A 12,442-nucleotide genomic window follows, 5' to 3' on the forward strand; every position below is an offset into this window, starting at 1 on the left:
TCTCTGATCCATAACACGCAATCTATATTCTGTTTATATGGACAAAGTCTATGCTCGTCGACAGAGAAATAATTTCTTATTTTCCCCATGAATTGGGGTATTGGAGGATAATTTTCTTTTCGCGCACCGAACAGAGCCCCTCATGTCCTCCTTAGACGCCTTCAGCATCCGTATTCTTTCCGAACTGCAGCGCGACGCCCGCCAAACCATTCAGCAGATTGCGCAACATATCGGCCTCACCAGCACGCCGTGCTGGAAACGGGTCAAGGACATGGAAAACACAGGTGTGATCAAGGGCTACACCGCGCTGGTGGACCGCGACAAGGTCGGCCTGATGAATTGCGTATTGGTGGAAATCAACCTGACCGGCCACAGTGAAAAAACCGTCGCCGATTTTGAGCGGGGGGTTGCTGCCTGCCCCCAGATCACCGAGTGCTACAGCACCACCGGCACCGCCGATTACGTACTGAAAGTGATCACCACCGACATCAAGTCCTACGATGCGATGCTCAACAGCGTACTGTTCCGGTTACCGGGCGTGGCCCATGTGCGGTCGTCGATCGTGCTGCGCGAAGTCAAGTACGATCCGCGCATGCCACTGGTGTAACGCAACGCCCCGGCGCGGCCGTCCGGCCACCATTGCGCGGTTGACGGCGGCTGCGGTAGTTCCTAACGCTTTTCTGCCAGCACGTTCAGTATCTCGAGGTCCGGCATGCTGCCCAGCAATGACAGCGCGTGCTTCGCCAGTTCCCGCGGACCGTGGCCGGCCAGATGGGCGAAGCGGCCGCCATTGTCCGGAAAGACGTCGAAGATGAAACGAAGCACTGCACTAGTGGGAATTAAATGAAAAGCAAGTTATGAGTAACCCGTATTGGGCGCTGGTAGCGCCCAATACGGGTTAGGGGAAGCCCAAAATATCGAACGCTACTTGGGCTGCGGCACGATGCGCAGATAGGGCTTGGGCGCCTTCCAGCCTTGAGGGAATTTCTGCTTCGCCTCCTCGTCGGAAACTGACGGGATGATGATGACGTCCTCGCCCTGCTTCCAATTGACCGGCGTGGCGACCTTGTGCGTTGCAGTCAACTGAATCGAATCCAGCACCCGCAGCACCTCGTCGAAATTGCGGCCGGTGCTCATGGGATAGGTCAGCATCAGCTTGATTTTCTTGTCCGGCCCGATGACGAAAACCGAGCGCACGGTCGCATTGTTGGCGGGGGTGCGGCCCTTCGCGCTGTCGCCGCTATCTGCGGGCAACATGTCGTAGAGTTTCGCGATCTTGAGTTCGGGATCGCCGATCAGCGGATAATTGACCGCGTGGCCCTGCGTTTCCTCGATGTCCTTGACCCATTTGGCGTGATCGTCCACCGGATCGACGGAGAGGCCGATGATCTTGCAGTTGCGCTTGTCGAACTGCGGCTTCAAGCTAGCCATATAGCCCAGCTCAGTGGTGCATACCGGGGTGAAATCCTTGGGATGGGAAAACAGAATCGCCCAGCCGTCGCCTATCCATTCATGGAGGCGAATTTTTCCCTCTGTCGTCTCCGCGGTGAAATCCGGTGCTTCGTCATTGATACGTAGTGCCATCTCGTTCTCCTTGTTGTCTATGCCTTCCTCGAGCACAAAAGGCAACGCCAAGTTGCTTCAGGCAATACCAAGATTGCCGCGCGCACCCTCCAGCGCCGGGATATTAAGTTTAGGCGATTTTATGGCTTTGTCAGGTTAACGTTCAAAAAGCTTTTGAGTGGCCAAATAAGCCCTTCCAGGCGCCAGGTTGCCGCAGCTGTACCTTGGCTTCATACGTCAGTGGCATCAGGTTTTTTCTGCGATGACATTGATCAGCTCCAGCTCCGGCATGCTGCCCAGCAGCGACAGCGCATGCTTGGCCAGTTCCCTCGGCACATGCCCGATCAGATGCGTGAAGCGGGCACCATTATCGGGAAACACGTCGAAGATGCCGTAGTCGCCATCATCGAGATGAATCGCGAACCACGACGTGGTGCCCTCCTCCGACTGCACGTGGGCTTTTGCATCGCGCAGAAACTGCTCCACCTCTGACGTGTGGCCGCCCTTGGCCTTGAAGGTCAGCAACAATGCCTTGGTCGCCGATGGCGCCGCGCCGACCGGCAGCTTATCGGCCAACACGGTGAGCTTGTGGATTTGCGGCGGCTTGGCGAACAGCGCGTCTGCCTGCGCCATCAGGGCCTGTGCAATCGGGCCTGCAAGATGTGCGTCCCTGCCTGCATCATCGAGAAAGACATCGAAAATGCCATACTCGGAGCGCCCGAAACGGATCGCGAACCACGCGACCGTGGTCACTTCCTGCCGTGCCAGCGGTAACGCCGAGCGCAGAAAATCTTCTACCTCCGCATCCTTGCCATGGCGCGCTTCCAAGCGGACCAACAATCCTCGTGTAACCATGAGACACCTCGATTCGGGATTTACTCTGTGCCGGCTCGGATAGATTTCACACCAACAAGCGCAGCTTCAGGAGATTCAAATCGCCCGGCGCAACACAGAAAATTGATGACGAATTCGACTTTACGCCGCACCAATGCGGCCGACGTGACATCGCGCAAGAGACTGTGCGGCCGAACCGGATGATTGCCGCGTGGCAGTTTTTTTCAAGAATGGTCTAGCGCGTGTTGACATTTAATTTTGGTGTGCGAATTGAATGTGATTACTCCCTAGTACGTGTCACAGGAGCAGCGCCGTCTTGCGCATCCTTATGCCTCAGAAATAATCGATAGCGGTGGCACTCCGACTAGCGCTATATCGCATCCAGTGCGCTACGCAAATCGGCACGCAAATCGTCGAGATCTTCGATGCCCACCGATAACCTGATCAGCGAATCGCTAATGCCCAACACGCCGCGTTGCTCTGCCGGGATGGTGGCATGGGTCATGATGGCCGGGTGTTCGATCAGGCTCTCCACGCCGCCGAGACTTTCCGCCAATGCAAACACCTCGCATCGTTCCAGAAAGCGCCGTGCCCCGGCCAGATCGGTTTTCAGTTCGATCGAGATAATTCCGCCAAAGCCATCCATCTGGCGTCTTGCGAGCGCATGCTGCGGATGCGACGCCAGCCCCGGGTAGTAGACCCGCGCGACTTTCGGTTCGGTCTCCAGCCAGGTAGCCAGTGCCAGCGCGCTCTGGCAGTGCCGTTCCATGCGCAAGGCCAGCGTCTTGACGCCGCGCAGCGCCAGGAAACTATCGAACGGGCCGGCGATCGCACCGACCGAATTTTGCAGGAATGCCAGTTGCTCGCGCCACGCCGCCTGATGCGGCTCGCCACCGACGATCGCGATGCCGCCGATGATGTCGGAGTGCCCGTTCAGGTACTTGGTGGTCGAATGGACCACGATATCGAATCCCAATTCCAGCGGGCGTTGTATCCGTGGGCTAGCGAAAGTGTTGTCAGCCACGGCGATGATGCCGCGCTCGCGGCAGATGGTTGCAATCGCCTGCAGGTCGGCCAGCTTCAGCATCGGATTGGTCGGCGTTTCGACCCATACCATACGGGTGTCGGGCCGGATCGCGGCCAGCAGGTTGTCGGGATTGGTCAGGTCCACGTAGCTGAAACGCAGCCCGGCGCTGCGTTTGCGCACCCGTTCGAACAGTCGATAACTGCCGCCATACATGTCGTCGCCGGCAATGATATGCGCGCCGGCGTCGGCGATCTCGAGCACGGTCGCAATCGCCGCCAGGCCCGACGCGAACGCAAACCCCTGCGCGCCGCCTTCGAGGTTCGCCACGCAACGCTCCAGCGCCCAGCGCGTCGGATTGTGCGAGCGGCCGTAGTCCAGCCCCTTGTGCACACCCGGACTGTCCTGCACAAAAGTGGAGGTCGCATAGATCGGCGGCATGATCGCACCGGTCGACGGGTCCGGCGATTGACCGGCGTGGATCACGCGTGTGGCAAAGTGCCTGGCGGACTCAGTCACGGATTTAATCGCGGATTTAGTCGGCGAATTTGTTGCGGATTTTGTTGCCGACGTGGATTCCGGCTGATCGGGCGTTTCTGAACGGGTGGTCACGATATGGTCCTGCGCAAATGATTGAGTAGGTCGAAGCGGGTGATCAGGCCGTAAAAATGGTGGTCATCTTCAATGATCGCTACCAGGCCGCGGTCCAGCGTGGCGCGCAAGGTTTCCAGACCGGCCGTAGGCGCCAGGGTCTCGATCTGGCGCGTCATCGTGTCAGCGACCGGGCTGCGGAACAGGCCGGCGTCGGACTCGACCTTGAGCAGCAAATCGGACTCGTCGATGATGCCGACGATCTCGTCGTCATGCATCACCGGCAATTGCGATATCTCGGCATTGCGCATGCGATTGAACGCGGTCATCAAGGTATCGCCGGCGGTGACGCTGATGACTGCACCCTCATCGAAGCGGCGGCCGATGATATCGCGCAGGTCGCCGAAAGTTTCACGCTTCAGCAATCCCTGATCGAACATCCAGTTGTCGTTGTAGAGCTTCGACAGGTAACGGGTGCCGGTGTCGCACACAAAAGTCACGACGCGCTTGGGCGTGGTCTGCGCGCGGCAATAGCGCAGCGCCGCCGCCAGCAAGGTACCGGTCGACGAGCCACCCAGGATACCTTCGGCGCGCAGCAACTCGCGCGCGGTGCCGAAGCTTTCGGCATCGTCGATGGTGTACGCATGTTTGACCGCCGACAAGTCCGCAATCGCCGGCACGAAGTCTTCACCAATGCCTTCTACCGCCCACGAGCCGCTGGTGTCCGATACCTTGCCGGTCGCAACATAATCCGCGAGGATCGAGCCTTTGGGGTCGGCCAGCACGAATTCCAGCGCAGGTTGTTGTTCACGAAAAAAGCGCGTCAATCCGGTGATGGTGCCGGCCGAGCCGACGCCGCACACGATGGCGTCGAGCCGGTGCCCGGTCTGCTCCCAGATCTCCGGCGCGGTGGTGCGCTGATGCGCCAGCGGATTGCTCGGATTGTTGAATTGATCGGTGAAGAAGGCGCCCGGGATTTCCTTCGCGAGTCTTGCCGCGTAATCCTGGTAATACTCCGGGTGGCCCTTGGCGACGTCGGAGCGCGTCAAATGCACCTCCGCGCCCATCGCTTTCAGATGCAGGATTTTCTCGGTCGACATCTTGTCGGGTACCACCAGCACCACGCGGTAGCCCTTGGCACGCGCGACCAGCGCCAGCCCGAGTCCGGTGTTGCCGGCAGTCGCCTCCACCACCGTACCGCCCGGCTGCAAGCGTCCATCGCTTTCGGCGGCCTCGATCATCGCCAGCCCAATGCGGTCCTTGATCGAGCCGCCGGGATTTTGCGACTCCAGCTTCAGAAACAGCTGGCATAGGCCGGTATCGAGGCGGGTGACCTCGATCAAGGGCGTATTGCCGATGAGCGACAGCACCGCCGGATTTTTTCGGGTGTTCGCACCCATTTGACGTGACATCATCTGCATGCCTTACCTCCCCTCGCACCTTGTCGGTTGAACAGGCGCTCATGCTAACGACTAGTATGCGCCATCTAAAACGAATCATTCTGCAACTGGTGATGCGTTGTCGGCGCCGCCGAATTCAAGCATGTATTGATTGCGTCAACCAGACATGATTGTTGATCATAGGCGAACCGTGCAGGCCTTTCTTGATCCGCAGCAACAAGACGTGAGCGCAGTTTTTACAAGCTTAGTTGGCATTTTGGAAATGGCAAGCTTCAATGTCGCGGCATCCAATACTATGCCCGCTGCGATATCTCAACCGCAATCATAAGGTCAGCCTTGCGCCCGAGCCAAACCTTCCGATCGATCAAACTCAGTTGTGGGCTGTGAAGCCAGTCCGCTAGCCGAAGATTTCTCGCTGTAAGTTCCGATGTTGCCGATTGATCCAGGTCAACATCATTCGCTGCGGGATTAGACTGGACCCCGTGCGCTCCGTACACTTCACCGATCGTCACCATCGCGATGACGAATTTGCCGCGCAGTTCTTTTTGCGGCGAATAAATTCCTACGTCGGTCATGTGTCGCGCCTGCTGGGTGCGATCACCCGATTCAAGAAAAAACGGAAATGAGCATTCCCTTCATTTAACAATTGACCTAAGGAAACAGACCATGGCAAACCCATTCGTCCACGTTGAATTGCATACCGGTGATCTGGCCAAGGCAAAGCAATTTTATGCGGCGCTATTCGACTGGAAGCTGGAAGATGTGCCCATGCCGGGCGGAAGTTCGTACACGATGATCAGTGTCGGCGAGGGCACCGGCGGCGGCATGATGACCAGCGAGGCGCCTGGCACACCGCCCCACTGGATGGCGTACGTCGGCGTGGACGATATCAAGGCCAGCACCGAAAAGGCCAAGTCCCTGGGCGCAACGGTGTGTCAAGACGTGATGGAGGTCGGCGAGCATGGCTGGATGAGCGTCATTACCGATCCGACCGGCGCGACAATTGCGTTGTGGAAAAACAGGGCGCCGAAATCGGAGAGCTAGGGGCCAGGCGGCCGCTGAAACAAGACTACCGAATTATAGGGATCGGTAGCGGATTTGGTGATGCCGCCATGTCTCGCGGGAAGCCTGGACCCTTGCTTCTCGCGGGCATCAAGCATGAATTGCCCCATGGATTGCCCCCACCCCGGCACGCATGCCGGGGCAACCAGGGCGATTTCCGAGGCAGGATCGGGAGCAGGGATGGTTATCGGAGCCGCGATGAATCAGCTGTGACGACGGACCATTCATTCCTTAACCATTCCTTGACCATTCCTCAGTGAAAACCGTCAGCTTGGTACACCACCTTGCCGCCCACGGCGGTCATCAGGACCTTGATGTTGGCAATCTGTTCTTCCGCGATGGTGAAGAAGTTGCTGTCCAGGATGATCAGGTCGGCTAACTTGCCCACTTCCAGCGAGCCGGCATCCTGCTCAAGGTGTAACGTGTAGGCCGAGTTCATGGTGATGGCGCGCAGTGCGGCCTTGCGCAATAGCCCCATTTCATCGTTCAGCCGACCCGGGTACTTATCTGCCAAGGCCGGATCGTTGGTCCGCGTGACGCCGACCTTCAGCGCAAACCACTCATTGAGCGGATCAACCGGCCAGTCGCTGCCAAAGGCGATGCGGGCTCCGGCAGCATACAAGCTCCCTTCCGGTTCCATCCGTCCGAAACGGACCGGGCCCAGGAAGTCCTTGGTGGCGTCGATCGAATCGGGGCCCGGCTTGGCCCACTGAAAAGACATCACGGGAGTCGCGTTCAACTGGGCGAAGCGCGGATATTCGGCGGGATCGGTGATCTCGACGTGCGCCACGGCGGGCCGAATATTCGGGTTCGGTACCTGCGCTCGCATTGCGCTGATCGCATCCAAGGTCTGGCGCACTGCCCGATCACCGATCGCATGGATGTGCGGATCGAATCCTGCTTTTGCCAGCGCAACCACCATCGGCTTCAGTACGTCGGGCGGCAGATAGATTTGCCCGCTATTGGTCCCGGACACAAAATCGGGATGCGTATCGGTGCCCTGATTCACGAGATAGGGTTCAAGCAGCCCGGCGGTCTGCGCCGGAGCCTGCGCCACACCATCCATGAACAGCTTGGCATGGCGCACGGCGATGGCCGGCTTCACATCGGGCGGGCCTTGGTCGAACCGTGCCGCCAAGTCTTTCAGCCATGCCACCGCGTCCGCAGGTTTGGTCGCCAGCTCGGCGTTAATGAGCGGGGCGAAGTAACCGCGCGCAGTAAGCATGCCATTGCGCTGAACCGCGGCAAACGCGGTGAGCTGAGGCTCATCGGTGAGCGCGTTGAAAAACGTCGTGACACCTTGTTTGCGCAACGCGTCCATCGCTGCATTGACACTAGCAATGTCATCCTTGGCAGAGGGTGGAGGTTGGGCACCTTTGATCAGCGGTCCGGCCTCATCCTCAAAGATCCCGGATGGGGCGCCAGTCGCGTCATGAATGATGCTCCCGCCCGCCGGATTCGGCGTTGCCTCGGTGACTCCGGCCAACTGGATCGCTCGCGAGTTCGCCAGCACGGTATGACCGTCGCTGGACTGGACCATGATCGGACGCTTGGTACGCAACGCGTCGAGCGTCGCGCGCGTGGGGTCCGTTCCCTTCGGCAACATCGCTTGCCGGTACCAGCCCGTTACATTGAGCCAGCCGTCGGGTTCATTCTCGGCAGACGCATCCAGACACGCTTGAATCCGTGCCTGAAACTCGGCAATGGTCAGCGCCGCAAATTCGAGATTGCACATGCGCAATGCAGCGCCCCCAAACATTGGATGCATATGTGCGTCGATCAGGCCCGGCATCAGCATGCGCCCGCCAAGATCGGTGACCTTGGTATTGGTGCCGATCAATTGGCTGGCGCCCTCATTGGTTCCAACGTAAATGATTCGGCCGTCGCGCACGGCCAATGCCTGCTGCACGGAATCGTCGGCGTCCACCGTATACACGTAGCCGTTGCGGTAGACCGCATCCGCCACATCGGGGCCGGACGAATTGGTACATCCCGCCAACCCGAACGCGATCAACGGCACCGCGGCCCGATGGGCAATGGCTTGCAGCATGCGCACAGGGTTCTTGATCATGCATCGTGATAACTGCGAGAGTGTCATGGTGTTGCTCCTTATTTTTTTAAAACCCCCTGCGCCAGCGCAGCATAAGCCACACCAGCCCAGCGTCTCCGGGGATAAGCACTGCACAGCGCGATACGCGTGCCGACCATCAGACAGCTCTCATAAAACCGCGAAAACCAGGTTTCGCTGTATCTGACACTGGCGGCAGCGCGCAAGTTGATTCCGATTGTTTTGCCTGAGGGCGATCTATCCGGAATTGAACTATTTGCCGCACCAATTATGTTCTGGCACAATCGGCGGCGGTACCCCGCAGTTGCGGGTAGGCGGCGAATGGAGCTAGCCGACGCGCTCCGGTCGACCAGCAATCAATGTGTGCTGCAATGAGGTTTGCAATGAATCTGAACAGTTTTGGTCGGCTAGTGTTCGAGTTGCACGATGCATCGCAAGCACTGCAGGCTGCACGCTTCCAGGATTGGGCCGTCACGCGCTTGCGAGACGAGATTCCATTTGCAGCCGCGTGGTGGGGCGTGGCGACAATGGAAGACGGCGCGGCGACGGTGCTGCACAGCGCATGCTACGGCTTGAAAAACAGCTTCGTCCAGGAATGGGAAGCGATTTGTCCGCGCGACGATCTGCGCGAGAGTGTGGTCGGCCACCCCGGCGTGACTGCGCTCAAGTCAGGCCATAGTCCGGACCGCGATCTGCGCCGCTTCGATGCGCGTCACGGGCTACACTCGGCGCTGTCCACCGTCGTCAACGACAAGACTGGCACGCTGGTGCAATTCATCTCGCTGTTCAGGCCAGAATCGGCGCCGCCTTTTAGTCAACGCGAGCGTGACCTGAAAGAGTTGATCATGCCGCACCTGATGCAGGCATGGAACACTAGCTGGCGCGAGGCTCCTGCGGACAGCGGGCAGCCGAGCGCACTGCTGGCTGCCGACGGCCGACTGATTTGCGCCGACGACCATTTTCTAAGCACGATGTACGCCGCGTGGCCAAACTGGAACGGCAAACAGATTGCGCTGACGCCGTCACAAGGCGCTGGATTTAGCGGGCCGCATGCAGCCACAGCGAAGATCGCGATCGACCCTGTACGCGGCAGTGCGCCGGGCACCGTGCGGGTGTCGATCAGCGCGGGCCCGCGCGGTGCGCTGTCAAATCGTGAACGCGCGGTAGCCGAGCGTTACGCTACGGGACTCTCCTATAAGGAGATCGCGAAAACCTTGAACCTCAGCCCGGCTACCGTACGCTCGTATGTGAAATCTTGTTACGAAAAGCTTTCGGTTAGCAATAAGTCGCAATTGCTTATGACGCTAAGACCGGGCCAGACCAGCAGGTGAGGCGGCCCTTTACTGCGTAGTCTTATCTGCGCGCTTACCAGGTGATTGGCTTGCCGGCGAACGATTACCCTCATCCGTTCAGGCTAGATCGCAGGCGCAAAGAAGCCGCATCTGTTCCATCGCACCGCGCATGAAGCGGCGCCAGCTACCCCTCTGCAGGCAAGTTAATTGCACTAGGAGCGCGCCATACCAACCACCGCCACGCTCCATTCCTGTCATGTCCCAACACACCCGGCACTTGGCAAGTTTGCCAATCCGTCGCAAACCCGCGTAGAATTCAGGGGTCGCGGGTGTAGCTCAATGGTAGAGCAGAAGCTTCCCAAGCTTACGACGAGGGTTCGATTCCCTTCACCCGCTCCAGCACATTGCAGCGACCATCAGGGCACCGACGCCGGTGCCTTTTTTATTGGTGCCAATAAAATGCCTTTTTAGCAAACAAAACGCAGATCGCCATGTCAGACCACAAACCCGCCAACGACGCCGGCAAGCCCTTGTTTTACGACCCAACCGAGCACCGTATCCGCAGCTTCGTCACGCGCGCCGGCCGGCTGTCCACCGCACAGGCCCGCTCACTCGACGAACTGGGGCCGCAGTTCTGCATCCCCTATGCGAAGGCGCCGCTGGCCTGCGATCAGGCGTTTGGACGCAGTGCGCCGACCATCCTGGAAATCGGCTTTGGCATGGGCGAAACTACCGCGAAGATTGCGGCTAGCATGCCGGACAAGAATTTCATCGGGGTCGAGGTGCATACGCCCGGCGTCGGCAGCCTGTTGAAGCAAATCGGGGAACAGGGCTTGCAGAATCTGCGCCTGATTCAGCACGATGCGTTTGAGGTGCTCACCAACATGATCGCGCCAGCCTCGCTGGCCGGTGTCCACGTGTTCTTCCCCGATCCATGGCATAAGGCGCGGCACAACAAGCGGCGGCTGATCCAGGCGCCGTTCGTGCAGTTGCTGGCCTCGCGCATCGCGCCCGGCGGTTACCTGCATTGCGCGACCGACTGGGAAGAATATGCGCTGCAGATGCTGGAAGTGCTGTCGGCCGAGCCAGCCTTGAAAAATTCCGCGGACGGTTTTGCAGCGCGCCCTGATTATCGGCCGGTGACCAAGTTCGAGAACCGCGGTTTGCGGCTCGGACACGGCGTCTGGGATGTGGTTTTTATCCGGCGCTAACCGCGCTAAACCATCAAAGCAATCAGGTCGAGCAAACCGCCGCCACCGAAAACCTGCACGAGCAGGCCGAACCGTTGTCGAAGAACGTCAGTATCTTCACGCTGGTCCAAGATGCCAGGAGCGGCGCACCGGCGAGCGCCCACAACCGCTAGCCTCGATTCAGGCGGTGCTCGCTATGATGCCTGCCTCTGGCGCCACTCCTGCACCATGGCACCGCCCTGCTCCAATTGCTGCGCGGTCATCCGCGCTTCCGCCAGATGCCGGTACCGCACCGACTTGTCGCCAAGCTCGCCGGCGCCGGACGTGCTCTCGGCCAGCGTGAACCATTTGTATGCCAGCACCAGATCCGCCGTGGCGCCATGGCCGACCAGATACATGAGGGCGAGATTGAACTGCGCGCGCGCATGGCCCTGTTCGGCGGCGCGTCGATACCACGACAGCGCCTGCTGGTAATCCTGCGCTACGCCCTGCCCGCTGTCGTAACGCATGCCGAGGTTGAACTGCGCCCGTGCATGCCCCCGCTCGGCGGCCTGCCGGTACCACGACATTGCCTGCTGGGCGTCCGCCGGCACCCCGCGGCCGAGGTCGTACAGCAAGCCCAGGTTGAATTGCGCCTTGGCGTGATTCTGTGCGGCGGCCGCCCGATACCAGAACAGTGCCTGCACATAATCCTGGGCGATGCCCTCGCCGTTCTCATACAGCGTCGCGAGGTTGAACCGGGCATTCGCATAGCCCTGATCGGCAGCCTTGCGGTACCAGAACAGTGCCTTGCCAAAATCCTGCGGCACGTCATTCTGATTTCCGAAGATCATGCCGAGGTTGTTTTGCGCGGCCGCGTCTCCCTGCTCGGCGGCCTTGCGAAACCAGTCCATCGCCGTATGATAATCGCGGCGCACCCCATGGCCGTTGACGAACATCAGGCCCAGATTGTTTTGCGCACCTGCGTGTCCCTGCACGGCGGCTTCGTTGTACCAGGCACGCGCCTGTTCATAATCCTGTGGCACGCCTTGCCCATTGTCGAACATCAGGCCGAGATTGAACTGGGCCTTAGCATGTCCCTGGTGCGCCGCCTTGCGGTACCAGACCAGGGCCTGTTGCAAATCCTGCCGCACGCCCTGGCCGTTACCATAGACGAGGCCGAGATTGAACTGGGCACTGGCATGGCCCTGTTCGGCAGCTCGGCGGAACCAGCCGGTGGCCTGCTGCCAGTCTGGCGGCAGGCCCTTACCGCTGCTGTAGAGCATGCCGAGGCGGTTTTGCGCTTCGGCATCGCCGCGCACCGCATCGTCGCGCAGGGCCAGCTCGATGGTTCTGTCTTCCATGTTAAAAATACTTTCCAGAACGCATTGGCGTTGACATGAAATAAGCCGCAGCGACGGGTTATTGGTTGTTGCAGT

12 protein-coding genes and 1 tRNA gene are annotated in these 12,442 nt (G+C 59.6%); 5 read left to right on the forward strand and 8 right to left on the reverse strand.

The window, feature by feature from the left end; all coding sequences use genetic code 11:
• The first annotated feature begins 142 nt into the window (after nt 1-142).
• A complete protein-coding gene (locus ACFOFO_RS20410) occupies nt 143-607 on the forward strand; it encodes an Lrp/AsnC family transcriptional regulator (protein WP_390326851.1) in 465 nt (154 codons plus the stop codon).
• Nucleotides 608-669: 62 nt separating this feature from the next.
• On the opposite strand, the gene ACFOFO_RS20415 is transcribed toward ACFOFO_RS20410, so the two are convergent.
• From ACFOFO_RS20415 to ACFOFO_RS20440, 6 genes are all read right to left on the reverse strand, one after another.
• Nucleotides 670-825 (reverse strand): hypothetical protein, encoded by a 156-nt coding sequence (locus ACFOFO_RS20415; RefSeq protein WP_390326853.1) that lies wholly within the window; start codon nt 823-825, stop codon nt 670-672.
• Nucleotides 826-924: 99 nt separating this feature from the next.
• Nucleotides 925-1,584: a peroxiredoxin gene (locus ACFOFO_RS20420; protein WP_390332670.1), complete on the reverse strand. Its 660-nt coding sequence runs from the start codon at nt 1,582-1,584 to the stop codon at nt 925-927.
• 225 nt (nt 1,585-1,809) lie between these two features.
• Nucleotides 1,810-2,418 (reverse strand): putative quinol monooxygenase, encoded by a 609-nt coding sequence (locus tag ACFOFO_RS20425; protein WP_390326856.1) that lies wholly within the window; start codon nt 2,416-2,418, stop codon nt 1,810-1,812.
• Between the two features lie 349 nt (nt 2,419-2,767).
• The gene (locus ACFOFO_RS20430; RefSeq protein WP_390326857.1) at nt 2,768-3,940 is read right to left on the reverse strand and encodes a trans-sulfuration enzyme family protein; all 1,173 of its coding nucleotides are present in this window, start codon (nt 3,938-3,940) and stop codon (nt 2,768-2,770) included.
• An 89-nt stretch (nt 3,941-4,029) separates the two neighbouring features.
• On the reverse strand, nt 4,030-5,427 hold the full coding sequence (locus ACFOFO_RS20435) for a pyridoxal-phosphate dependent enzyme (protein ID WP_390332626.1): 1,398 nt from the start codon (nt 5,425-5,427) through the stop codon (nt 4,030-4,032).
• Nucleotides 5,428-5,705: 278 nt separating this feature from the next.
• Nucleotides 5,706-5,987, reverse strand: coding sequence for a hypothetical protein (locus ACFOFO_RS20440; protein ID WP_390326861.1), 282 nt, complete (start codon nt 5,985-5,987; stop codon nt 5,706-5,708).
• 91 nt (nt 5,988-6,078) lie between these two features.
• Between ACFOFO_RS20440 and ACFOFO_RS20445 the strand changes: the two genes are divergently transcribed.
• Nucleotides 6,079-6,456 (forward strand): VOC family protein, encoded by a 378-nt coding sequence (locus ACFOFO_RS20445; RefSeq protein ID WP_390326862.1) that lies wholly within the window; start codon nt 6,079-6,081, stop codon nt 6,454-6,456.
• 271 nt (nt 6,457-6,727) lie between these two features.
• Here ACFOFO_RS20445 and ACFOFO_RS20450 read toward each other — a convergent pair whose 3' ends face one another.
• Complete coding sequence (locus tag ACFOFO_RS20450; RefSeq protein WP_390326864.1) at nt 6,728-8,572, reverse strand: amidohydrolase; 1,845 nt, start codon at nt 8,570-8,572, stop codon at nt 6,728-6,730.
• 353 nt (nt 8,573-8,925) lie between these two features.
• Here ACFOFO_RS20450 and ACFOFO_RS20455 point away from each other — a divergent pair, with 353 nt between their 5' ends.
• From ACFOFO_RS20455 to trmB, 3 genes are all read left to right on the forward strand, one after another.
• The gene (locus ACFOFO_RS20455) at nt 8,926-9,873 is read left to right on the forward strand and encodes a response regulator transcription factor (protein WP_390326865.1); all 948 of its coding nucleotides are present in this window, start codon (nt 8,926-8,928) and stop codon (nt 9,871-9,873) included.
• A gap of 286 nt (nt 9,874-10,159) precedes the next feature.
• A tRNA-Gly gene (locus ACFOFO_RS20460) sits at nt 10,160-10,233 on the forward strand.
• Nucleotides 10,234-10,325: 92 nt separating this feature from the next.
• Nucleotides 10,326-11,045, forward strand: a complete 720-nt coding sequence (gene trmB / locus ACFOFO_RS20465) for a tRNA (guanosine(46)-N7)-methyltransferase TrmB (protein WP_390332628.1) — start codon at nt 10,326-10,328, stop codon at nt 11,043-11,045.
• A gap of 173 nt (nt 11,046-11,218) precedes the next feature.
• On the opposite strand, the gene ACFOFO_RS20470 is transcribed toward trmB, so the two are convergent.
• Nucleotides 11,219-12,367: an SEL1-like repeat protein gene (locus ACFOFO_RS20470; protein WP_390326868.1), complete on the reverse strand. Its 1,149-nt coding sequence runs from the start codon at nt 12,365-12,367 to the stop codon at nt 11,219-11,221.
• Nucleotides 12,368-12,442 lie beyond the last annotated feature (75 nt).

Origin of the sequence: Pseudundibacterium arcticum (assembly GCF_042646465.1) — a bacterium.
GTDB lineage: Bacteria > Pseudomonadota > Gammaproteobacteria > Burkholderiales > Burkholderiaceae_D > Undibacterium_A > Undibacterium_A arcticum.

What these genes read in the sequence shown, in the direction of transcription:
- ACFOFO_RS20410 (WP_390326851.1), top strand. Translation starts at nt 143, where the DNA reads ATGTCCTCCTTAGACGCCTTCAGCATCCGTATTCTTTCCGAACTGCAG.
- ACFOFO_RS20420 (WP_390332670.1), bottom strand. Translation starts at nt 1,584, where the DNA reads ATGGCACTACGTATCAATGACGAAGCACCGGATTTCACCGCGGAGACG.
- ACFOFO_RS20425 (WP_390326856.1), bottom strand. Translation starts at nt 2,418, where the DNA reads ATGGTTACACGAGGATTGTTGGTCCGCTTGGAAGCGCGCCATGGCAAG.
- ACFOFO_RS20435 (WP_390332626.1), bottom strand. Translation starts at nt 5,427, where the DNA reads ATGATGTCACGTCAAATGGGTGCGAACACCCGAAAAAATCCGGCGGTG.
- ACFOFO_RS20440 (WP_390326861.1), bottom strand. Translation starts at nt 5,987, where the DNA reads ATGACCGACGTAGGAATTTATTCGCCGCAAAAAGAACTGCGCGGCAAA.
- ACFOFO_RS20445 (WP_390326862.1), top strand. Translation starts at nt 6,079, where the DNA reads ATGGCAAACCCATTCGTCCACGTTGAATTGCATACCGGTGATCTGGCC.
- ACFOFO_RS20450 (WP_390326864.1), bottom strand. Translation starts at nt 8,572, where the DNA reads ATGACACTCTCGCAGTTATCACGATGCATGATCAAGAACCCTGTGCGC.
- ACFOFO_RS20455 (WP_390326865.1), top strand. Translation starts at nt 8,926, where the DNA reads ATGAATCTGAACAGTTTTGGTCGGCTAGTGTTCGAGTTGCACGATGCA.
- trmB (WP_390332628.1), top strand. Translation starts at nt 10,326, where the DNA reads ATGTCAGACCACAAACCCGCCAACGACGCCGGCAAGCCCTTGTTTTAC.
- ACFOFO_RS20470 (WP_390326868.1), bottom strand. Translation starts at nt 12,367, where the DNA reads ATGGAAGACAGAACCATCGAGCTGGCCCTGCGCGACGATGCGGTGCGC.